The sequence below is a fragment of the Sphingobacterium hungaricum genome, from assembly GCF_015210005.1.
Lineage (GTDB): Bacteria > Bacteroidota > Bacteroidia > Sphingobacteriales > Sphingobacteriaceae > Sphingobacterium > Sphingobacterium hungaricum.
Genome location: NZ_MU158698.1, coordinates 2,111,956 through 2,134,208 on the forward strand (window position 1 = coordinate 2,111,956; position 22,253 = coordinate 2,134,208).

At 38.0% G+C, this 22,253-nt stretch carries 18 protein-coding genes; 12 read left to right on the forward strand and 6 right to left on the reverse strand.

What is annotated here, in order from left to right; all coding sequences use genetic code 11:
• Positions 1-24: 24 nt before the first annotated feature.
• A complete protein-coding gene (locus C4F49_RS12390) occupies positions 25-846 on the reverse strand; it encodes a thymidylate synthase (RefSeq protein WP_196936148.1) in 822 nt (273 codons plus the stop codon).
• A gap of 106 nt (positions 847-952) precedes the next feature.
• Here C4F49_RS12390 and mtaB point away from each other — a divergent pair, with 106 nt between their 5' ends.
• Positions 953-2,275, forward strand: a complete 1,323-nt coding sequence (gene mtaB, locus C4F49_RS12395) for a tRNA (N(6)-L-threonylcarbamoyladenosine(37)-C(2))-methylthiotransferase MtaB (RefSeq protein WP_196936149.1) — start codon at positions 953-955, stop codon at positions 2,273-2,275.
• 20 nt (positions 2,276-2,295) lie between these two features.
• Here mtaB and C4F49_RS12400 read toward each other — a convergent pair whose 3' ends face one another.
• A complete protein-coding gene (locus C4F49_RS12400; RefSeq protein WP_196936150.1) occupies positions 2,296-3,198 on the reverse strand; it encodes an EamA family transporter in 903 nt (300 codons plus the stop codon).
• A gap of 77 nt (positions 3,199-3,275) precedes the next feature.
• On the opposite strand from C4F49_RS12400, the gene C4F49_RS12405 reads away from it, so the two are divergent.
• The 6 genes from C4F49_RS12405 to C4F49_RS12430 all read left to right on the forward strand — a co-directional run bounded on the left by C4F49_RS12405 (position 3,276) and on the right by C4F49_RS12430 (position 9,588).
• The gene (locus tag C4F49_RS12405; RefSeq protein ID WP_196936151.1) at positions 3,276-3,872 is read left to right on the forward strand and encodes a C40 family peptidase; all 597 of its coding nucleotides are present in this window, start codon (positions 3,276-3,278) and stop codon (positions 3,870-3,872) included.
• Positions 3,873-4,043: 171 nt separating this feature from the next.
• Positions 4,044-4,460: a hypothetical protein gene (locus tag C4F49_RS12410; RefSeq protein WP_196936152.1), complete on the forward strand. Its 417-nt coding sequence runs from the start codon at positions 4,044-4,046 to the stop codon at positions 4,458-4,460.
• A 101-nt stretch (positions 4,461-4,561) separates the two neighbouring features.
• Positions 4,562-6,121, forward strand: a complete 1,560-nt coding sequence (locus tag C4F49_RS12415; protein ID WP_196936153.1) for a calcineurin-like phosphoesterase C-terminal domain-containing protein — start codon at positions 4,562-4,564, stop codon at positions 6,119-6,121.
• 249 nt (positions 6,122-6,370) lie between these two features.
• Positions 6,371-8,170, forward strand: a complete 1,800-nt coding sequence (locus tag C4F49_RS12420) for a DNA polymerase III subunit gamma/tau (protein WP_196936154.1) — start codon at positions 6,371-6,373, stop codon at positions 8,168-8,170.
• 35 nt (positions 8,171-8,205) lie between these two features.
• Positions 8,206-8,979, forward strand: a complete 774-nt coding sequence (rlmB, locus tag C4F49_RS12425) for a 23S rRNA (guanosine(2251)-2'-O)-methyltransferase RlmB (RefSeq protein ID WP_196936155.1) — start codon at positions 8,206-8,208, stop codon at positions 8,977-8,979.
• Between the two features lie 6 nt (positions 8,980-8,985).
• Entirely contained in the window at positions 8,986-9,588 is a 603-nt protein-coding gene (locus C4F49_RS12430) for an HPP family protein (RefSeq protein ID WP_196936156.1), read from the forward strand.
• A 159-nt stretch (positions 9,589-9,747) separates the two neighbouring features.
• Here C4F49_RS12430 and C4F49_RS12435 read toward each other — a convergent pair whose 3' ends face one another.
• Positions 9,748-11,607 carry a DEAD/DEAH box helicase gene (locus C4F49_RS12435; protein WP_196936157.1) on the reverse strand — a complete coding sequence of 620 codons (1,860 nt, stop codon included), beginning with the start codon at positions 11,605-11,607 and terminating at the stop codon, positions 9,748-9,750.
• Positions 11,608-11,765: 158 nt separating this feature from the next.
• On the opposite strand from C4F49_RS12435, the gene C4F49_RS12440 reads away from it, so the two are divergent.
• Positions 11,766-12,323, forward strand: coding sequence for a hypothetical protein (locus C4F49_RS12440; protein WP_196936158.1), 558 nt, complete (start codon positions 11,766-11,768; stop codon positions 12,321-12,323).
• A 124-nt stretch (positions 12,324-12,447) separates the two neighbouring features.
• Here the strand turns inward: C4F49_RS12440 and C4F49_RS12445 are convergent, their stop codons facing one another.
• From C4F49_RS12445 to C4F49_RS12455, 3 genes are all read right to left on the reverse strand, one after another.
• A complete protein-coding gene (locus C4F49_RS12445; protein ID WP_196936159.1) occupies positions 12,448-13,791 on the reverse strand; it encodes an OmpA family protein in 1,344 nt (447 codons plus the stop codon).
• Positions 13,792-13,933: 142 nt separating this feature from the next.
• Positions 13,934-14,797, reverse strand: coding sequence for a universal stress protein (locus C4F49_RS12450; RefSeq protein ID WP_196936160.1), 864 nt, complete (start codon positions 14,795-14,797; stop codon positions 13,934-13,936).
• 1 nt (position 14,798) lies between these two features.
• Positions 14,799-15,653 (reverse strand): universal stress protein, encoded by an 855-nt coding sequence (locus tag C4F49_RS12455; protein ID WP_196936161.1) that lies wholly within the window; start codon positions 15,651-15,653, stop codon positions 14,799-14,801.
• 131 nt (positions 15,654-15,784) lie between these two features.
• Here C4F49_RS12455 and alaS point away from each other — a divergent pair, with 131 nt between their 5' ends.
• The 4 genes from alaS (at position 15,785) to glmS (ending at position 22,252) form a co-directional block, all read left to right on the forward strand.
• Positions 15,785-18,400: an alanine--tRNA ligase gene (gene alaS / locus C4F49_RS12460; RefSeq protein ID WP_196936162.1), complete on the forward strand. Its 2,616-nt coding sequence runs from the start codon at positions 15,785-15,787 to the stop codon at positions 18,398-18,400.
• An 11-nt stretch (positions 18,401-18,411) separates the two neighbouring features.
• The gene (locus tag C4F49_RS12465; protein WP_196936163.1) at positions 18,412-19,512 is read left to right on the forward strand and encodes a TlpA family protein disulfide reductase; all 1,101 of its coding nucleotides are present in this window, start codon (positions 18,412-18,414) and stop codon (positions 19,510-19,512) included.
• A gap of 108 nt (positions 19,513-19,620) precedes the next feature.
• Positions 19,621-20,307 carry a response regulator transcription factor gene (locus tag C4F49_RS12470; RefSeq protein ID WP_196936164.1) on the forward strand — a complete coding sequence of 229 codons (687 nt, stop codon included), beginning with the start codon at positions 19,621-19,623 and terminating at the stop codon, positions 20,305-20,307.
• Positions 20,308-20,410: 103 nt separating this feature from the next.
• Entirely contained in the window at positions 20,411-22,252 is a 1,842-nt protein-coding gene (gene glmS / locus C4F49_RS12475; RefSeq protein WP_196936165.1) for a glutamine--fructose-6-phosphate transaminase (isomerizing), read from the forward strand.
• Position 22,253: the final 1 nt, after the last annotated feature.

Genomic DNA, 22,253 nt, shown 5'->3' on the forward strand with positions numbered 1-22,253 from the left:
TTAAAAGGTAATTATGCGGTCGCGTTATACAGCAACAGGCGCTTTGATATGCGGGTGAAATTCGTAGTTTGTCAATTCGAAATCTTCAAATTTGAAATCAAAAATATTCTTAACATCAGGATTGATATGCAGCTGAGGCAAAGGTTTTGGGTCGCGGCTCAATTGCGTTTCTGTTTGTTCAAAATGATTGCTGTAAATATGTGCATCGCCTAAAGTATGTACAAAATCTGCGGCTTCCATATCACAAACCTGCGCAACCATCATTGTCAACAAAGCATACGATGCAATATTGAAAGGTACGCCCAAGAAAATATCTGCGCTGCGTTGATACAATTGACAAGACAATTGAGGCTTCATCAACCCTTTTTCAGGTTGTGCTGGCGCAACATAAAATTGGAAGAATGCATGGCAAGGAGGCAAAGCCATATTTTCAATTTCTGCAACATTCCAAGCCGAAACGATAATACGTCTCGAATCAGGAGAATTTTTTAGCTGATGAATAATTTTTTCAATTTGATCGATATGTCCGCCATCAGGTGTTGGCCATGATCTCCATTGAGAACCATAGACAGGGCCTAGGTTTCCATCCTCATCTGCCCATTCATCCCAGATACTGACACCGTTTTCTTTTAGGTATTGAATATTTGTTTCTCCTTTCAAAAACCAGATTAACTCATGAATAATCGAACGCAGATGTAATTTTTTGGTCGTTACTAATGGGAAACCTTCTTTTAAATTAAATCGCATTTGGTATCCAAACACACTTTTTGTGCCTGTTCCTGTCCGATCCGTTTTGGTTACGCCATCCGCATACACATGTTTCAGTAAATCTAAATATTGCTTCATGAAAGGAATTTCTTTTTACGAAGATAAGCGTTTTTGAATCATTGAAATCTCACAATTTTTCAACAACTCACATTTAGGAAGATTTTGTGTATTTTTGCCACTTGTTATGAATACGAAAAAAGTTGCTTTTTATACTTTAGGCTGTAAGCTGAATTTTTCAGAAACTTCTTCCATCGGGAGGATTTTTCAAAATGCAGGTTACGAAACCACAAACTTCAATTCGGAAGCGGATGTGTATGTAATCAATACCTGTTCGGTGACGGATAATGCGGACAAGAAATGCCGCAAGGTTGTGAAGGAAGCATTAAAGCATTCTCCCAATGCATACATCACGATTGTTGGTTGTTATGCGCAATTGAAACCCAAAGAGATTTCTGAAATCCCTGGTGTGGATATGGTGCTGGGTGCGGCGGAGAAATTCAACATCATCGAACATATTGATGATCTAACAAAAAACAAAAAAGCAATCGTGCATAATGCGCCAATTGAAGAAACGAATCAATTTGTTTCGGCATTTTCAATCGGCGACCGCACACGTACGTTCTTGAAGGTGCAAGACGGCTGTGATTATTCTTGTACTTTTTGTACGATTCCTTTGGCGCGCGGAGCGAGCCGTTCGGGTAAGATCGAAGACATCGTTCGTCAAGCAGAAGAAATTGCGAATTCAGGCGTAAAAGAAATTGTGTTGACTGGCGTCAATATCGGAGATTTCGGTATTCGAGATGGCAAACGCAAAGATAAGTTTTTGGATTTGGTGAAAGCATTGGACGAAGTCGAAGGCATTGACCGCATTCGGATTTCATCCATCGAGCCGAATTTATTAGCAAACGAAATCATTGAGTTCGTTGCGCAGTCCAAACGTTTTGTCCCACATTTCCACATGCCTCTGCAAGCTGGAAACAATAAAGTGTTGGCACAAATGCGTCGCCGCTATAAACGCGAATTGTACGCGGAGCGTGTTGCAAAAATTAAATCCTTAATGCCCGATTGTTGCATTGGCGTGGATGTTATTGTTGGATTTCCTGGCGAAACGCGCGAAGAGTTTTTGGATACGTATAACTTCTTGAACGAATTGGATATTTCCTATCTGCACGTATTCACCTATTCAGAGCGTGAAAATACAATTGCTGCGCAAATGGAAGGTGCTATTCCGGGAGCTCAGCGTTCAGACCGCAGTAAAATGTTGCATATTCTTTCCGAGAAAAAAAGACGTGCATTTTATGATTCTCAATTGCAAGCTACAGGGGAAGTATTGTTCGAAGGCGATATTAAAGATGGTTACATGCATGGATTTTCCAAAAACTATGTGAAAGTTCGTGCGCTTTATGATCCTTTGTTAGTGAATGAAATTATCCTAGTTAAATTCACTTCCATATCCGAAAATGGCGATGTGGATTGTGAGGAAATTGCCGAAGTATTGGTTCATTAAGATAGTTGATTTATAACTTTTTAGCTAAGCAATTCTGATTTTTTAGGTTTGTTTAGCCATACAATCACGGCTAATATAAAAATCACCCCAATCCATTGCCAAAGGCTTACATATTCGTGTAAGATAAAATAAGACATGCTGATTGCTACCGGCAATTCAACAGCCGTCAGAATATTCCCGATTGAAAATCCTGTTTTTGGCATTCCATAAGCATATAGGAGTGGGGGAATAACTGTTCCAAAAATGCTTAGCAATAATCCATAAGGTAGAATTCCGGTAAACACTTCTTTGCTAAATAAGCTGATTGGCTGTAAAATGCTCATGACCAAAATAAAAGCACCTGTAATCATAATCGCACTTTTTTGGATAGGAGGGTAGTCATTTCCAACGCGGCCGTTGACAATTAAAAAGATCGAATAAGCAGTCGCCGCCAACATCCCGTATACAATTCCAGGAATGGAAAGATTTCCATCTTGGTTTTCTAATAATCCTGTCGCTAGCAAAGTTCCTCCTAAGATGAAAACCACGGCAATTAGTTGCTTGACCGAAGGTTTGTTTTTGAAGAATATAAATTCTATCAACATCCCAATCCAGATATATTGCATCAATAGAATAATCGCGATCGATGCGGGAACTAGTTGCACGCATTGGTAATACAATATGCTGACAGCTCCTGTTGAAAACCCGCTGATCAGAATTTTCAGCTTCGATGATTTGCTTGGGTATTTCTGGAGTTTGTTCGGTTTGAATAGTTTTAAAGAAAGATAAATCATCCATAATATGGCCATTCCCAACAGCGCCTGAACGCCTACGACTTCGCCTAAATTGAAATTTGCTTCATACGCCTTTTTGACGAAAGTCGAAAGAATTCCAAAACTCGCAGCACCGATAAAAACAGCTATTCCACCTTTTAACTTTTCCATACGGCGCGAAATTAAATAACAATTGTGGAAAAGTATCGCTTTACTTATTGTTCTTGGAAAATTATTTTTGGAAAGCTATGAGGAATTTAACAACAAATAGTCTGAAATCTTTCGCAATCATTGTACTGGTTTCTCTTGTGCTTAGCTCTTGCGGTGCTCGAAAGAAAACGACCGTATTGCATGGCAAAGGCTCATCGCCTTCAGGAAAAGTCTATTCGGATGCTTCCTCAGCAAGAGGAGCTTCTGGAAAAGGAAATACATTAGCCAATTATGCAGAAATATTAGGGGTCAGTGAAAGAAGCTTGAACAATAAAGAATTGTATAATTTTATTGACGAATGGATTGGAAGTCCTCATCGCATGGGAGGTTTGCAAAAAAATGGGATTGACTGTTCTGCTTTTGTCGGCATTCTGTATTCGAAAGTCTATAATGAAAATCTCCCTAGAACATCGCGAGATATGGCTGAACATGTGAAACGGAAATATGAGAACCAATTGAAGGAAGGTGATTTGGTCTTCTTTTCATTTGGTGGCCGAAACATAGACCATGTCGGTGTTTATTTGCAAAACAATAAGTTTGTTCATGTCTCAACCAAACGAGGCGTGATCATTTCGGATATCAAAGATACTTGGTACTACAAATATTTTACAAGAGCAGGAACGCCCAAGGGTTAATTTCTTGATATCTACATGACGATTCATTCAAAATCTATTGCCTTTTTAGCATACAATTGCGTACTTTTGTCCGCATAAGTTAATATCATGAACGATTCGTCAAAAAAGATTTTTTTAGCCCTTTGTATTATTGTTCCCTTCTTTATCTATTGTGGCTATTACTATTCGGCGATGATTAAAAACGCACCTTTTCGCTTTTCGGATTTTGAATCCATCGAGATTACGTATGGTTATCCTCAGGAAATGCTGAATAGCTACAATTCCAAGACACAAGATTACCAATATGTCACTTCCGATGATAAGGTGGTTAAAGAAAAACTGAAACTTCGTGACGATGATTTGTTGTACTTACATAGAAAGGCACAAACTTTGGGTTTTTTCAATGTAGACGACGACATGACAACGGTCAATGCAGATCTAGATCCTAACCGTCAGATCCCTCGTTACATTCTGAAATACACCTACAAAGACAAATCAAAACAAGTGACTTTCGATGCGGATTATCCAGGCGTCGTAAAAATGAAAGAAGCTACAAAAACAACCATCGATGAGGTTCTGCGCATAATTGCAGAAGCTAAAGCTAGGTAATTGCTGATCGATTCTACACGGTTTGTTAATATTCTAATAACGTTTTCATAATAACCAAGGGTGTAAATTTTTAGTAATTTTGCTGAAAATATCAACCCTATATGAAAAGTTTATTAATCAGCATTGGTCTCCTATTTACTTGCTCAGCGAGTCTATATGCACAAGATCAAGTCTCCGGAATTATTTTTATTGACCAGAATAAAAATGGAAAATTGGATCGGAATGAAAAAGGTCTTGAAAATGTAAGCGTAAGCAATGGCCGTGAAGTTGTTGCAACGGATAGCAAAGGAAAATACACACTTCCTGTTTCCAATGACAACATCATTTTTGTAATTAAGCCAGCAGGTTTCACATTTCCGCTAGATCAGCATAATCTTCCTCAATATTATTACATCCACAAACCACAAGGATCTCCTGAATTAAAATATGCAGGCACAGCTCCAACCGGAAAAATTCCAAAACAATTAAACTTTCCGTTGTTAGAATCCCCTGAAGGAAATGATTTTACAGCTTTTGTTTTTGGCGATCCTCAAGCCTATACTGTTGAAGAATTGGATTTCTTTAAAAAAGGAATTATCGACGACATCCAAGATAAAAAGCAAGCCATTTTCGGAATTAGTTTGGGTGATTTAGTTGGAGACGACTTAACCTTGCACCAACCTTATAAAGAAGCAATCTCTACAATGGGTTTGCCATGGTGGAACGTCATGGGAAATCATGACATGAACTACGACGTGACAAGCGACAGTCTTTCTGATGAAGGTTTTGAACGTGCTTTTGGTCCGAATAACTATGCGTTTAATTATGGAAATGCACATTTTATTGTTTTAGATAACATCATTTATCCAAATCCTGCGACTGGAAAAGGATATACAGGAGGCTTTCGTGAAGATCAATTTCAGTTTATAAAAAATGATTTGGCACAAGTGCCGAAAGATAAATTGATTATTTTGGCCTACCATATTCCAATTGTTGGTTTAGGTTTTGATGAAGAGCAAGCGAAGAGATTGTTTGATTTATTGGCAGAATATCCAAATACATTTTCAATGTCGGCGCACACCCATTTTCAGACGCAATTGTTTGCTGGAAATCAATCCGGAAGATCGGCTGAAGAACCACATCATGAATACAATGTAGGTACCACATCTGGTGATTGGTATTCTGGCAGTTTAAATGAGCAAGGAATTCCTGCTTCGACCATGCGTGACGGTACGCCAAAAGGGTATGCTCTATTGCACGTAAAAGGAAATAAATACACATTCGATTATCAAGTTGCTGGAAAAGATAAGGCGTATCAAATCTCTGTAATTTCTCCAGATGTGGTATCAGAAAAATACAGCAGAAGATTTACGGTATACGCTAATTTCTTTATCGGACGTTCTACCGATGTAGTCGAGTACAGAATTGATGGTGAAAAATGGAAAAAAGCAGTTTATGCAGAAGAAATCGATCCTGACTTTTCGAACAAAGTATATAAATATGATTTTGCGACAGAATTTGTTGCAGGACGCAGACCTTCAAGCCCTGTTCTTTCTTCTCACTTATGGAAATTTCCTCTGTCTAAATTATCAGCAGGAAAACACAGCATAGAGGTCAGAGCGGTTGATATGTTCGGACGTGAACATGTTGCGAAGAAAGAAATCGAAGTTGTAAATAAGTAATTATTTAATAGAAACTTAAGGACTAGCTAATATTACTCGCTTAGATTTGTATTGAGTAATTTTTTAGTAATGTTTCGATTCTGTTGGGAAACACGATCAGATGAATTTAATTTTGGTAGAAAAAGATTGCGCCCTGCAATCTTTTTTTTATGTACAGCAATTTGGTTTTAATCGAATTCAGCTGTTTTATCACGCTTTTGTTTTTAAGATGTATTGCGCTCCTTTATTAATTTCCGTATCTTCGTAGCAATGGAAAATTTTATCGTTTCAGCTCGTAAATATAGACCCGTCACATTTGATTCTGTGGTTGGACAGTCGCACATTACAAGCACGTTAAAAAATGCCATTCACAACAATCAGTTAGCCCAAGCATTTCTTTTTTGCGGTCCGCGCGGAGTTGGTAAGACGACTTGTGCTCGTATTCTAGCGAAAACCATCAATTGCGAAAATATTTCTGACGGTGTTGAGGCCTGTGGCCAATGCCAGAGCTGTATTTCTTTCCAGAATGGAAATTCCTTCAGCATTCATGAATTAGATGCGGCATCAAATAATTCGGTTGATGATATCCGCTCATTGATTGAGCAGGTCCGCATACCGCCTCAAGTCGGGAAATATAAAATTTATATTATCGATGAGGTGCACATGCTGTCGCAACAAGCTTTTAATGCCTTTTTGAAGACATTAGAAGAACCGCCTTCCTATGCTATTTTTATTTTGGCAACAACTGAAAAGCATAAAATTCTTCCGACAATTTTATCACGTTGTCAGATATTCGATTTTAATCGGATTCGGGTTGAAGACATGGCTAGTCATTTGGCATCCATTGCGAAGCAAGAAGAAATTCAATACGACAATGATGGATTGCATATCATTGCTCAAAAAGCAGATGGGGGATTGCGCGACGCGCTTTCCATGTTTGACCAGATTGTTAGTTTTTCGAATAAGCACATTACCTATCAAGCGGTTATTGATAATCTAAATATCCTTGATTACGATTATTATTTTAAGGTTGTCGATTCCATTGACAGTCAGAATACCGCGGATGTTTTGTTGATTTTCGATCATATATTGAATCATGGATTTGATGGAGGACATTTTATTCATGGATTATCCTCGCATTTGCGGAATTTATTGGTTGCCAAAGAACCATCGACAATTAAGTTGTTGGAGGTAAGCGAGACGATTAAGCAAAAATATTTGGAACAAGCGAAGAAAATAAGTTCAAGTGTATTGCTTTCGGCACTGAATATTGCAAATCAGTGTGAAATCAATTATCGAACAAGCAAGAATCAACGTTTGCAGGTCGAATTGGCTTTGCTCAAAATGTGCCATATTCACGCTGTCATCCAGCTCCAAAAATTAAATGCAGGCACATCATCGACTACCGATGATGTAAAAAAAAAACGACCTGAAACAATAATCCCGACTCAAGCCGTTAATACAAAACCCGTCGAATCTTCGACTCAGGCAAAAGCTCCGGAAATTGCAAAAACAGTAGCACCAATAGCGCCAAAAGTTGAGGCAACCGCAACAAGTACGCCAGCCGAACCTGTTAAAACAGAAAAAAAAGGCTGGGGCCAAGTCACCTTATCGCCATCATTAGCGTTGCCTAATCTGCAAACAATTTTTGAGGATAAGAAAGAAGAGAAATCGGAAGAAATCGAATTGATTGAAGGAAGCGAATTTTCCGAAATTACATTCGAGCAGTTTCTCAGTAAATGGCATGATTTCGCCAAACGCGTAAAAGCCGAAAGCAAAATTACCTTATTTACCATCATGACATCCAACGCGCCAAGATTATCAGGGAATAAAATTGAGGTGGACGTAGAGAATATGGTTCAGATGGATGAACTTAAATTGGGTAAAATAGATATATTGAATTTCCTAAGACAAGAACTTAAGAACTTTGCACTGGATTTGGAAGGCATTTCAGTCGAGCAAGAGAAAGTTCGCAAGCCTTACACATCCCAGGAAAAATACCAAGCGATGGTAGAGAAAAACCCATCATTAGAAACATTACGAAGAAAATTCAACTTAGGCCTAAGCTAGTTGACACACCATATTTATAGCAGTAAACAGACAACATGCAAAATTTTCAGCGCAGAGATCAATCTGACAAAAGAGAAACAAACCAAATGGTATTCGGCATACGTGCCGTAATTGAGGCCATTGATAGCGGAAAAGAGATTGAATCCATTTTTGTACAGAGAGGATTAAGCGGTAGTTTATTATTGGAACTGAAATCCTTATTGAAAGAGCATAATTTATCCTTTCAGCAAGTTCCAATTGAAAAATTAAACCGCATTACGCGAAAAAATCACCAGGGAGTAATCGCTGTTATTTCGCCAATTACTTACGAACGTGTTGAAGATATCTTGCCGTTGATTTATGAGAAAGGTGAAACGCCATTGTTTCTGATGCTGGATGGAATTACCGATGTGCGCAACATGGGCGCGATTGCCCGTACCGCAGAATGTGCAGGAGTTCATGCAATTATCGTACCTCGAAAAGGTTCTGCCGAAATAAATCCCGATGCGATTAAGACCTCCGCTGGAGCATTGTTTAAAATTCCTGTTTGCCGTGAGGATTCATTGGGCAAAACTGGCCGTTTTTTAATTGAATCTGGTGTACAACTAGTTGTCGCAACGGAAAAGACGACAGATTCCATTTATGATGTGGATTATACAGTTCCTTCATGCCTCATTATGGGAGCTGAAGATACCGGTGTTTCCGATGATTTAATTCGCATAGCCGATAAATTGGCAAAAATTCCAATGTTAGGAACAATCGGTTCGTTGAATGTTTCGGTATCAGCTGGAGTAATCGTCTATGAGGCGATTAGACAGCGGTCTAAATAAAATTGGATGCCGAACAAGAAGCTAAACCGTCAGCTTAGGGTTTATCGCTATGTGTTTTACAAAGAAACATTAGTTAATCCAAAAGAACAATTTTGGTCCTTTCTTGGTGCTTTTGTCGGAATTGGAATCATTGCTTACATTCAATCATTAAGCCTTCCGAATCTAGAAAATCTATTTTTGATAGGTTCATTTGGAGCGTCAAGTGTTTTAATATATGGCGCAATTCAAAGTCCGCTCGCACAACCCAGAAATTTAATAGGAGGGCATGTAGTTTCTGCACTTGTCGGAGTGACTGTGGCCAAACTATTTCCGGATATTCTATGGATTACCGCACCTATGGCTGTTGCATTTTCCATTGTCTTTATGCAGATTACCAAAACCTTGCATCCGCCAGGTGGAGCGACCGCATTAATTGCAGTCAGCGGTGGGACAAAAATAGCTAGCTTGGGCTATTGGTATGTGTTGAGCCCTGTTCTTTCGGGAGCGTTGATTCTGTTTGTTGTTGCTTTAATTTTCAATAACATCACCAAAAACCGACATTATCCCGTAAAGGAATCTCGTTTGCGCAGGTCTAGAAGAATTCAGTTACGAATGAAGAATAGTCAGTAGAGATTGGTTTTAGACCATTTATAAAAAAAATGGTATTCATTTGGCTTTAGCCAAATTTTATTCCCCATTTTTTGAATTTTTACTTTTGAATTTTGAATTAATAAAAAAAAGCCAGGTTTGAATTTCAAACCTGGCTTTCTTTATTATGCGAATGTACGATTAGTACTTGCTTTTTGATTCTCTACGTTTTCCGGAGAAATCTCTAAATCCACCTCCGCTGTTTCCACCTTCACGACGATCTCTGCGCTCGCCACCGAAACCTCCGCGACGTTCACCGCTTCCGCTTCCTTGACGACGATCACCTCTTGGACGGTCAGATCGGCCTCCGAATCCACCGCGATCTCCGCCGCGTGAGCGACCACCACCATCTGCACTATTTCTATCTCTGTCACCAGAAACTTCAATACGTACTTGACGGCCGTTGAAATCTACAGATTTGAATCCTTCAAAAACTTTCTCTACTTCAGCATCTTCTACTTCGAAGAATGTAAATACACCTTTCATGTCAATTTTACCAATTGATTTTCCAGTGATTTTAGCATTGTTACAGATAAATCCTAACATGTCTCCACGGGATAATTCATCCACAGAACCTAAGTTCATAAACAAGCGAGTGAAACCTTTAGATCCTTGACGACGATCTCCGCGATCACCTCTTTCTCCACGTTCACCTCTATCGCCACGATCGTTAGCATCGATGTTTAAATCAGGAGCATTTTGGTAATATTCTAAGAATCTATTGAATTCTAAAGATGCAAAACGCGTGATGATATCTTCTTTGCTTAACTCAGCTAAGTTTTCCATGATGCCTGGTAAAAATGGTGCAATCTGCGCCTCGTTTACTTCAACACTTTGGATTTTGTTAACGATACTGAATAATTGTTTTTCACACACTTCAGTTCCTTGAGGAACTTGTTTGCGTTCAAATGGTTTGCCAATTACCTTTTCTAACTGACGGATTTTGCTTTGTTCTTTAATGTTTACTAAAGAGATAGAAATCCCTGTTTTACCAGCTCTTGCTGTACGACCCGAACGGTGCGTATAGTTTTCGATTTCATCTGGTAAAGAAAAGTTAATTACGTGGGTAACATCATTCACATCAATACCACGGGCAGCCACGTCCGTTGCAATTAATAACTGTAAATTGCGTTCACGGTAACGTTTCATCACTTTATCACGTTGTTGTTGTGATAAATCACCGTGTAATGAGTCTGCATTATAACCGTCTTTGATTAATGCTTCAGCAATTTCTTGCGTTTCGATTTTCGTACGGCAAAAAACGATACCAAAGATTTCAGGATTGGAATCTACGATGCGTTTGAATGCTGCGTATTTATCTCTTGCACGAATCAAATAATAATGGTGTTCGATGTTTGCGTTTCCAGTATTTTTTGTTCCTACTGTCAATTCAACAGGATCAGTCATGTACTTTTGCGCGATACGACGCACTTCTCTTGGCATGGTTGCCGAGAAAAGCCATGTTTTTTTATCATCTGGAGTTTCAGATAAAATAGTGTTGATGTCTTCTTGGAAGCCCATGTTCAACATTTCATCTGCCTCATCTAAGACAACATATTTAACTTGAGAAAAATCAATGGCGTTACGTCCAATGATGTCTAGCATACGACCTGGAGTCGCTACTACAATTTGCACACCACGTCTGATCTGACGTAGTTGGTCGCTGATATTTGCACCTCCATATACAGCTACAACATTCACGTTGTCGATGTATTTAGCATACTTTTCAATGTCTTTTGCAATTTGCAAACATAATTCACGTGTTGGACATAAGACCAACGCTTGTGGATGTTTTTGAGAAAAGTCTAATTGCTCTAATAATGGAAGACCAAATGCCGCTGTCTTGCCTGTGCCGGTTTGGGCTAATCCGACAAAATCATCGTTGCCAGTCAATAGTACAGGAATGGCTTTTTCCTGAATCGAAGAAGGTTTCTCGAAACCTAACTCTGTGATGGCATTAACAACTTCATGACGGATTCCCAGTTCTAAAAATGGGTTCATGAAATAAAATATACAATAGGCACAATTGCCTAAGGCGTTGCAAAGGTAAGTACAATAATTGGAAAATCATAATAATCAATTAATTATATTTTATTTCCGCGTTTACGCCTTTTAAAGTCATATATTCAGGTCTTTATCAAAAATAAAATAAATTTCTAATGAAGAAAATTGTCCTTTTTATTGTTTTCATCGCTTTCAGTTCCGCAGTATTTTGTCAAGAAAAACCAAATTCAAAACTATTTTTGGAACAATTTAAAGACTTGAAAGGCCTTTATTTTGAAGGAAAAATTATTGCCGGAGGCAAAGAAGGAGATGGGTTTACTGGAGAAAAACTAATCATGCAGGTTTTGTCTTACGAAGACCGCCAGGTCAAAATCCCTTTTTTTGTTGGTGAAAATAAATCCAGAACTTGGATCCTGAGCTATTCAAATAATGTATTGGAATTAAAGCACGATCATCGGCATGAGGATGGCACTCGGGACGAAATCACCTATTATGGCGGAACAGCTACTAATTCCGGTAGTCCAACTATTCAAATGTTTCCAGCAGATGGAGAAACTTGTCAGCTGATTGACTACGCTTGCCAGAATGTGTGGTGGATAACAATGGATGGTAAAAAGTTTTCGTATAATTTAAGAAGGATAGGTTCTGATCGACTATTTACTGTAGAATTTGATTTAACTAAAGCGATTGAAAGCGATTACAAGCCTTGGTAGCTTGTTGCTTTTATTCCAATATAAATAAAATGAAGTTGCTTCAATGCTATCGACTCGTGAGAAAATAATAAAAAAAATAGGGCTTATTGCTAAGCCCTATTTTAAAATTATGTTTTAGTACCTACTAAAATAATGTGAATTCTACACGGCGGTTTTGTTGACGGCCTTCAGCAGTTGCATTTGTTGCAATTGGTTGGTTTGGACCGTAACCTGTAGCTTCGATTCTTGAAGCGTTAGCGCCTTTCGATACTAAGTATGCTTTTACCGATTCAGCTCTTTCTTTCGATAATCTTAAGTTCAACTGTAATGAACCAGTGTTATCAGTGTGTCCAGCTAATTTTAAGCTGAAGTTTTTCTCAATTAAAAGTTCGGCAACTCTGTTAAGAGATGGGTATGAACTTGGACGGATTGTAGATTTTGATAAATCGAATTCTAAGTTTTTGATCGCTTCGTCAACTACTTTTTTGTCTTCTTCAGTAATTACGATTTTCTCGATAACTTTTGTTTCGTTTTTCATTTCTGGCAAAGGACATCCAGCACCATCAACTTTAACACCAGCAGGCGTGTTTGGACATTTGTCAAATTTATTGGCAACACCATCACCGTCGTCATCTTTTAATTCTTCATTAACTTTAAGCAAATCTGCCGCTAACAATAAATTAGCTGCAGCTAGTGCATCACGATCTGCTTTAAGATCATCGTATTTTTTGTTGACATCAGAAACTAAAGTAGCAACTGGGTTAGAGTTGTTCAATGCTGGTTTCGACCCATTACCTAAAGCAATTTCTAGACCTGCATGCGCATAAGAGAATAAATCGCTTTTGTATTGACCACCTGTAACACCGTCAAAATCTTGGTTAGCCCAATTTAATTGGTAACCTAAATCTAAGTTGATTCCTTTTGCGACAGCAAACTTAAATCCGAAGTCAGCAGGAACGTATAATTTTGTTTGAGATTCTGCTGTGCTTTCAGTTGTACCAACAGTTGTCATTGTTTCGAAATTCATTGCTCCTAAACCAACCGCAAAGTAAGGTTTGATGAAGCTGTTGAAAAATCTCCAGTTTGTGTTAGCCAAAGTCCATTCTCCGGAAATCGCTGCTGACCAAGGCATTTTAGTGTCGAATTTACTGACATCGGTAGCTGCCGCTGATTCATTGATTCCAGAAACCTTTCCGCCAAAGTATTGAGCTTTCAATCCGAAAGAAGGCGAAATTTGCTTTTTGATATAAGCACTGTATCCCAACGTGTGCTCTAATTTGTCAAACCCATCGCGGTTGAAGCCGAATATGTTTGATTGATTTAATAGACCTGCATTCAAACCCACAGACCAAGTTCTGTATTGAGTTTCAGCACCAAACGGTGTTGTGCCTTCAACAGATCCTGTTTTAGTCGATTGTGCAAAGGATGAGGTTGCAATAAATCCAGCTGCAGCTAAAACTGCAATTTTTTTTAAGTCAAATTTTTTCATAAAAATCAATTATGTTGTTTTTGTAGTTAACATCAAGGTCGACGCAAAAGTTTTGCCAAAAAATGGATTTAAATTCGAGGCTTACATAATGTATTGGTTATTAAGTGAATAAAATTTCATCATCCAGCTGTATCGCCGTATTTTATTTTGTAACCGGAAGCACTTTCGCAAAAAACTTTGGAATATTGATTTGATAGGCCATATTTTTAACGATATTTTCATCCAGCATTTTGCGGAAAATACTTTTCTTACTTTTCGTAATCAATATGACTTCAATGCCCTCGTCGATGATTACATTGACGATCGAATTGGAGATTGTATCGCTTTGGTGAATATAGTAAGATTTTGGTTTGATCACGTATGAAATATTATCAATTCCAGTTTCTTTTGCAATCCGATCAATCCAATTTTTAAACTTATCATCGATATCTTGAATTGGCGAATCGTCCGCATTGATATGTATCAATACAAGCTCGTAATCAATTCCGAATAGGGGAAGGGCTTGTTTTAAGACATCAATCTCCGCGTCTTTAAAATTGCAAAGCAAACCGACTTTGTCTTTTTTGACATGTTCAACACTGATCGGTAGCGCCAAAACAGGTGTTCTCGTGTTTAATAACACGTTGTAGGTATTGCTTCCGATAAAAATAGACTCTAAGCCCGATGAGCCTTTTGTTCCCATAATGATCGCATCATACTTTGTGCTTGCGGTTTGTCGGCTTATTTCCTCAAATAGATTTCCATCGCTAAAGAAGAAATTGGTAATCAGTGAAGGATATTTTTCATGCAGGACTTTCGTTAATTTTGTTAATTCTCTTTTGGCAAGGCCAATTTGAGGGTCAACTAGTTCATCTCCAGATAAGGCATTGGCATAAATATGATCATGACCTTTAAATATATGAATCAAATCCAATTCGTGCCCGCTTTCATTCGCAATCTCTGCCGCATAAGCCAAAGCTTTTGTCGAGTTTTCAGAAAAATCAATGGGTATTAATAGCTTTTTCATGTTAATTTATTTTGTCAAAAAATGTTGGAACTTTTATGTCTAATGCTATTTCTTTAGAAATAGAAGGTTTAAAAATACGGTCGAAAAATGATTTTCTTGTTTTATTAACCAGTATAAGGTCTAAATTGTTTTTAGAAATCATCAGATTCACAACTTCCGAAATAGAATCCATTTCGACATCATCTTTAGAAATATGGTCACTCAATGTTATTACATGTTTAACGCCATCTATTTCTCGGATATTGTATGACCACGATTCCAGTCGCTCATTCACTTCAGAAGCAACATCATCTTCTTTATAAACATGTATAAGGTATAGTTCTTCAATGTCTCCAATCAAATGAATATACTCAATCAAAGTTTCTATTTCATCCGTTTTGAAATTTGTCAATAAGCCTATTTTACGGAAGTTAAATTCTTCGTGTCCATTCGGAATTGCAATAACAGGAATCGGTGATTTCGAACTGATTGCCGAAGTGTTGCTGCCGTAAACGATTGATTTTTTTTCTGAATCGCCCGTTGTTCCCATCACGATTAGCTCGTACCCATCTTGATCGGCTATTTTAGGTAGTTTCTCTTGCAATAATCCGCGGCTGCAAGTGCTATTGATTTCAACTGAAGGAAATAAATTATTTAATTGCTTTTTTATTTCGACCATTGTTAAGTCAGCTTGCAGCAATTGTCCCTTCTCATCTTCGTCGCTTTCTGTTTCTTCATTGAATCCTGCTGAAGCAGAAGTATAAAAATGGTATAAATGAATTCCCAGGTTTTTCTCAATGGCTAAATTACAGGCGAATTTAGCGGCGTAAAAAGCATCGTCTGAAAAATCTGTTGGTACTAAAATATTTTTATGCATATCCTATCTATGTGGCAAATGAATTCCAATTTACAAAATTTTTATGGATTCTTGGTCTTAAGCGGTGTAATTCTCTTATTTAATCAGCTATTTTGAGTAAGTTTGCATAAAAGAATAGCATAATAATTTTCATGACTAATAGAGAAATCCGCGATGCATATTTAAACTTTTTTAAAAGCAAAGCACATCAAATAGTTCCTTCCGCACCTGTTGTAATTAAGAATGATCCGACGTTAATGTTCACTAATGCCGGGATGAATCAATTTAAAGAATTATTTCTAGGACAAACCGCCATAACCTATTCAAGAGTCGCTGATACCCAACGTTGTTTGCGTGTTTCAGGTAAGCATAATGACTTGGAAGAAGTCGGTATTGATACGTATCACCACACTTTATTTGAGATGCTGGGGAATTGGTCGTTTGGTGATTACTTTAAAAAGGAAGCGATTGAATGGGCTTGGGAATTATTGACCGAAGTCTATAAATTGGATAAAAATCGCTTGTATGTGACTATTTTTGAAGGTGATGCAACAGAAAGTCTGCAACGTGATGACGAAGCTTATGATCACTGGAAAAAATGGATTGCCGAAGACAGGATTCTATTAGGAAATAAAAAAGATAATTTCTGGGAAATGGGTGAAACAGGTCCTTGCGGTCCTTGCAGTGAAATCCATTACGATATGCGTTCCGAACAAGAGCGATTAAATCAGCCTGGACAGGAATTGGTGAATGCAGATCATCCACAAGTTATTGAGGTTTGGAATCTTGTATTCATGCAATTCAATCGCCTAAAAAGCGGCGATTTAGAATTCTTGCCGGCGAAGCATGTGGACACCGGAATGGGATTCGAACGGTTGGTTCGTGCCATCCAAAATAAAACATCAAATTACGATACGGATGTCTTTCAGCCTTTGATTAATTTTATTTCAGAAAAATCAGGAATACCTTACGGAGAAGCAGAGACAACTGACATTGCGATGCGCGTCATCAGTGACCATATTCGCGCTGTAAGTTTTGCAATCGCTGACGGACAATTGCCATCTAATAATAAAGCGGGCTATGTGATTCGTCGAATCCTTCGCCGTGCTGTTCGCTATGCGTATACTTTTTTAGGATTTAAAAATCCATTTTTCAATGAGCTCGTTCCATTATTGGCGCAACAGTTTGAAGGCGTTTTTGATGAATTGATCCAGCAGCAGAGCTTTGTTCAAAAAGTGATTTTGGAAGAAGAAGTTTCTTTCCTTCGCACGTTGACGACAGGAATTTCAAGGTTCGAATCGTATGTAGTAGATAAAGAGGCCATCGATGGTCAGTTCGCTTTTGAATTGTTTGATACTTACGGATTCCCGATTGACTTAACACAGCTTCTGGCTAGAGAAAAGAATTTGGATGTGGATATGGTTGCTTTTCAAGAAGCATTGCAGAGCCAAAAAGAACGTTCTCGCTCAGCTACAGCAGTAGATACGGGAGATTGGGTGCTAGTTCATGGAAATGAAGAGTCCGAATTTTTAGGGTATGACTTTTTGGAAACTGACTGCCAGATCATCCAATACCGCAAAGTAACTTCTAAAGGCAAAGATCAATATCAATTAGTTCTGTCTCAAACTCCTTTTTATGCAGAAGGTGGCGGGCAGGTTGGCGATACAGGATATTTGCTTCAGAAAGAAACTAACGAAAAGATTTTTGTGGTTGACACCAAAAAGGAAAATGGACTGATTGTTCATTTTACAAATGATCTGCCAACGAATATCCAAGCAACTTTTCATGCGGTCGTTGATAAACAGAAAAGATTGGATACCGAAAATAACCACTCTGCAACGCACTTATTGCATGCTGCTTTGAAACAAGTTTTGGGTGACCATGTCAATCAAAAAGGTTCCTTAGTTTCTCCTGATATTTTACGTTTTGATGTTTCGCATTTTTCGAAAATCACGTATGAAGAAATTAAGGAAGTAGAAGACATTGTCAATGCCAAAATCAGGGAGAATATTCCTTTGACCGAACAAAGGCACGTGCCATTGCAACAAGCATTGGATTCAGGAGTGAACGCCTTATTCGGTGAAAAATATGGAGATTTTGTTCGTGTGGTGACTTTCGACCGTAACTTTTCGAATGAACTATGTGGCGGTACGCATGTTAAAGCTACCGGACAGATTGGTTTCTTTAAAATTATCTCCGAATCTGCTGTTGCGGCCGGTGTGCGGAGAATTGAAGCAATCACGGGTACAAAATCCGCTGCGGTAATCCGGGAGAAATTTGAATTGTTCAACAAGCTTCAAGAGTTGCTTAAAAATCCAAAAGATTTTGTAGCAACATTCTCTGGCTTAATTGAAGAAAATGCTGATCTCAAAAAAGAAATCCAGAATAATATCTTAGAGAAGTCATTGGCTTTGAAACAGAAATTGGAAGATAAATTCGAAACAATTAATGGCATAAATTTCTTAGCGGTAGAAGTTGACCTTCCCAATTCGGAAGCCGTCAAAACGTTGGCTTATGCTTTGAAAGGATCTGTGCCAAATCTATTCTTAGTCGTTGCTACCAATAACGATGACAAGCCTAATCTAACCGTTGTCGTCTCCGAAGAATTGGTGAAATCGCATAATCTTAATGCGAGCACGATCGTCAAGGATTTAGCAAAGGATATCCAAGGCGGTGGAGGCGGTCAGCCGACATTTGCAACTGCTGGTGGAAAAAATAGTACGGGCTTGCAATCTGCTATTGCGCGAGCAAAAGAATTTTTGAATTAATAAAACAAACTATGAACAATCCTTATAATAGGTTTATTTTTATTCTTTTAAGTGCACTTTTTTTTAGTTGCCAAAACAAGGATAGTATTTCTATTTCTGGAACGATAGAGAATCCAGGAAATATAAAAGTCGTGGCTTTTTATGAAGGAGATATAAAATTGGATTCCGTTTTTCTTGGGGATGGCAATCGGTTCAAATTTGAGCGATTATCGAGCCAAGGCAGGTTGTTGTCGCTAGAAGTAGGCAAAAACAAATATCCAATTATTTTGGAACCAGGTGCTGAAGTTAACTTTACCACAGATTTACAAAATCCAGAACAGTACAGCATTGAAGGCTCACAGCTTTCTTCTGATTTGAAGGAGTTTGCTCCTTATACTTCCCGCAAGAAGTTTGTTGAAGATTCATTGCAGTCCGAATTTGCTAAAAAATCCAATAACAAAACTTCGGATCAGATTGATGAATTGCGTGTGGAATTTTTAGGTAAATTTAGATCTGAATTAAACCAATACACGCAACAAGCGGTAGACTTTGCCTCAAAGCATCCAAACCTCGCAGGGTTTTATGCGATGAGTACCTTAGATCCTGAGCTTGCTGAAAATGAAATTATCGCTTATAGCGACCAGATTAAAGATGAGTTTCCTGATAATCGCTACGTTATCCAATTTAAGGAAGAAGCCGCAAAATTGAAAGTGTTGGCGATTGGACAACCCGCACCGGAATTTGAATCGTTTACACCTGATAATAAGGTGGTGAAGCTTTCAGATTTTAAAGGGAAATATACGCTGATCGACTTTTGGGCTTCTTGGTGTGTTCCTTGCCGTCAAGAAAATCCGAATATCGTACGGTTGTATAATCAATATAAAGATAAAGGATTTACAGTTTTTGGTGTTTCTTTGGATAATAATCCGGGATCATGGATGCGCGCAATCAAAGACGATCAATTGGATTGGACTCAAGTTTCTGATTTGCAGGCTTGGAGTTCGGATTTGGTCATTAAGTATAGGTTGAAAGCGATTCCAGCTTCGTACATTGTTGATAAAGATGGGATTATAATAGGGAAAAATCTTCGAGGCAAGGAGCTTGAAAATTTTCTTTCTGAGCATATTCTTTAGCGGTGAATTATCGCTGATTAATATTATATTAATTACGGTTAACAATTTGATAACATTTGATTAACCTTACCTTACCATTAAGTTCATATTTTAGTAAAAATTTTACTTATGAGTACCAACCAGAAAATACTTGTTATTGACGATGAACAAGACATTGTAGAATTAATCAGCTATAATTTAACCAAAGAAGGTTATCAGGTGTTTACTGCGTCCAATGGGAAAGAGGGAATTAAGGTTGCTAAAGAAGTTAACCCTGATTTAATCATACTTGATGTGATGATGCCCGAAATGGATGGTATAGAAGCATGTCGATTGATGCGTTCGCTTCCTGAATTCAAGCATACGTTCATGGTTTTTCTTACCGCAAGAAGCGAAGAATACTCTGAAATTGCTGGATTTAATGTTGGTGCAGATGATTACATTGCCAAACCCATTAAGCCTCGTGCCTTGATGAGCCGTATTAACGCTATATTAAGAAGAAATTCTTCTGACTCAGCACATGAAGTTACAGATAAGTTAGAGATTTTGGATTTAGTTATCGACCGTGATTCATTTCTGGTTTACCGTGGAGAAGAAAAAATTACTTTAGCGAAAAAAGAGTTTGAACTATTGTATTTATTGGCTTCAAAGCCAAATAAAGTATTTACTAGAGAAAAAATATTGAAGAGCATTTGGGAAGATTCTGTCGTAGTTACTAATCGTACTATTGATGTTCATATTCGAAAACTCAGAGAAAAAATTGGCGACAACTATGTCGCAACGGTAAAAGGAGTAGGTTACAAGTTTTATCACTAACAAAATACCAGCAAGAAAATTGCTGGTATTTTTTTTTGTTAAGATTGCAATCGATTGCGTGAAATATTATTTTATATTTGTCATGTTTTAAGATCAATTATATATGTGTGGAATAGTAGGTTACACGGGATATCGTCAAGCATATCCAATCGTTTTAGAAGGTCTAAAAAAGCTAGAGTATCGAGGATATGATAGTGCGGGTATCGCATTGCATAAAGGCGACTCCTTAGCTGTTTATAAAAAAGAAGGAAAGGTTTCTGTTCTAGAAAACTTTGCTTCGATTTATGATAAAACCTCAAACATTGGAATCGGACATACACGTTGGGCTACGCATGGTGAACCTTCTGACCGCAATTCACACCCTCATGTTTCTGCGTCAGGAAATCTTGCCATGATCCACAATGGAATTATTGAAAATTATGGGCAATTGAAAAGCGAATTGCTGGACAAAGGCTATACTTTTCTAAGTGATACCGATTCAGAAGTCTTGCTTAATTTCATCGAATACATTAAAACGAATAATGAGTGTACGCTGGAAGAAGCGATGCGGATTGCTTTGAAAAGAGTGAGTGGCGCTTATGTGATTTTATTGATTGACCAAGATTATCCAGATACAATTTTTGCGGCCCGCAAGGGAAGTCCTTTGGTAATCGGTATTGGTAAAGGTGAACATTTCTTAGGATCTGATGCATCACCAATGCTGGAATTCACGAAAGAAGTGGTTTACATTAATGATTACGAATTAGCGATTGTTAGGCCGGATGAATTGATTTTGAAGAATCTAGGGAATGAACGCATAACTCCGTATGTTCAAAAACTTGATATTGAATTAGCGGCTATTGAAAAAGGAGGGTTCGATCATTTTATGCTTAAAGAAATCTTCGAACAGCCAAAAACGATTTTTGATTCGTTACGAGGCCGTTTGGATTTAGATAAATCGTCAGTTACCTTAAGCGGTATTGAGGCAATAGAAGATAAAATCAAACAAGCTCGCAGGATTATTATTGTCGCTTGTGGTACCAGCTGGCATGCGGGCTTAATGGCCGAATATGTGATTGAAGAATTATGTAGAATCAATGTAGAAGTGGAATATGCTTCTGAGTTCCGTTACAGAAACCCAATCATTACGAAAGAAGATGTCATTATTGCGATTTCGCAAAGTGGGGAGACTGCAGATACCTTAGTGGCACTTGAGAATGCAAAAGAGCAAGGAGCTACGATCTTTGGATTAGTCAATGTTGTTGGTTCATCAATTGCTCGTATTTCACATGCTGGTGCGTATACGCATGCTGGACCTGAAATCGGTGTGGCGAGTACAAAAGCTTATACAGCGCAATTGGCAGTGCTTCAATTGATCGCATTGAAGATTGCAAAGATTAAAGGAACGATTTCGGATGAGCGTTTCAATACATTGCTTTTGGATTTGGCAGAAGTGCCAGAGAAAGTAGATTTTATTTTAAATAATCAAGTAGAAAATATCCAGCGCATAGCTTCTAAATATAGCGGTGCACAAGATGCCTTATTTTTAGGAAGAGGATTTAATTTTCCAACAGCTTTGGAAGGGGCGTTGAAGCTAAAAGAAATATCGTACATTCATGCGGAAGGTTATCCTGCAGCAGAAATGAAACATGGTCCTATTGCTTTGGTCGATGAAAATTTACCTGTGATTTTTGTGGCAACTAAAGATAGCTATCACGATAAAATCATCAGTAACATGCAGGAAATCAAAGCAAGAAAAGGTAAAGTAATCGCTATTGTTTCTGAAGGTGACGAAATTGCAAGCTCTTTAGCCGATGATTTTATTGTTGTTCCTAATTGTAATGAAGTTATTGCACCTTTATTGGCGGTTATCCCGCTTCAATTATTATCGTACTACATTGGTATTGAACGAGGAGTGGATGTAGACAAACCTAGAAATTTAGCAAAATCTGTTACTGTTGAATAGG

Excerpts from the sequence above, each read along its gene's own strand:
- C4F49_RS12390 (WP_196936148.1), bottom strand. The coding sequence starts at position 846 with ATGAAGCAATATTTAGATTTACTGAAACATGTGTATGCGGATGGCGTA.
- mtaB (WP_196936149.1), top strand. The coding sequence starts at position 953 with ATGAATACGAAAAAAGTTGCTTTTTATACTTTAGGCTGTAAGCTGAAT.
- C4F49_RS12400 (WP_196936150.1), bottom strand. The coding sequence starts at position 3,198 with ATGGAAAAGTTAAAAGGTGGAATAGCTGTTTTTATCGGTGCTGCGAGT.
- C4F49_RS12405 (WP_196936151.1), top strand. The coding sequence starts at position 3,276 with ATGAGGAATTTAACAACAAATAGTCTGAAATCTTTCGCAATCATTGTA.
- C4F49_RS12410 (WP_196936152.1), top strand. The coding sequence starts at position 4,044 with ATGATTAAAAACGCACCTTTTCGCTTTTCGGATTTTGAATCCATCGAG.
- C4F49_RS12415 (WP_196936153.1), top strand. The coding sequence starts at position 4,562 with ATGAAAAGTTTATTAATCAGCATTGGTCTCCTATTTACTTGCTCAGCG.
- C4F49_RS12420 (WP_196936154.1), top strand. The coding sequence starts at position 6,371 with ATGGAAAATTTTATCGTTTCAGCTCGTAAATATAGACCCGTCACATTT.
- rlmB (WP_196936155.1), top strand. The coding sequence starts at position 8,206 with ATGCAAAATTTTCAGCGCAGAGATCAATCTGACAAAAGAGAAACAAAC.
- C4F49_RS12430 (WP_196936156.1), top strand. The coding sequence starts at position 8,986 with ATGCCGAACAAGAAGCTAAACCGTCAGCTTAGGGTTTATCGCTATGTG.
- C4F49_RS12435 (WP_196936157.1), bottom strand. The coding sequence starts at position 11,607 with ATGAACCCATTTTTAGAACTGGGAATCCGTCATGAAGTTGTTAATGCC.
- C4F49_RS12440 (WP_196936158.1), top strand. The coding sequence starts at position 11,766 with ATGAAGAAAATTGTCCTTTTTATTGTTTTCATCGCTTTCAGTTCCGCA.
- C4F49_RS12445 (WP_196936159.1), bottom strand. The coding sequence starts at position 13,791 with ATGAAAAAATTTGACTTAAAAAAAATTGCAGTTTTAGCTGCAGCTGGA.
- C4F49_RS12450 (WP_196936160.1), bottom strand. The coding sequence starts at position 14,797 with ATGAAAAAGCTATTAATACCCATTGATTTTTCTGAAAACTCGACAAAA.
- C4F49_RS12455 (WP_196936161.1), bottom strand. The coding sequence starts at position 15,653 with ATGCATAAAAATATTTTAGTACCAACAGATTTTTCAGACGATGCTTTT.
- alaS (WP_196936162.1), top strand. The coding sequence starts at position 15,785 with ATGACTAATAGAGAAATCCGCGATGCATATTTAAACTTTTTTAAAAGC.
- C4F49_RS12465 (WP_196936163.1), top strand. The coding sequence starts at position 18,412 with ATGAACAATCCTTATAATAGGTTTATTTTTATTCTTTTAAGTGCACTT.
- C4F49_RS12470 (WP_196936164.1), top strand. The coding sequence starts at position 19,621 with ATGAGTACCAACCAGAAAATACTTGTTATTGACGATGAACAAGACATT.
- glmS (WP_196936165.1), top strand. The coding sequence starts at position 20,411 with ATGTGTGGAATAGTAGGTTACACGGGATATCGTCAAGCATATCCAATC.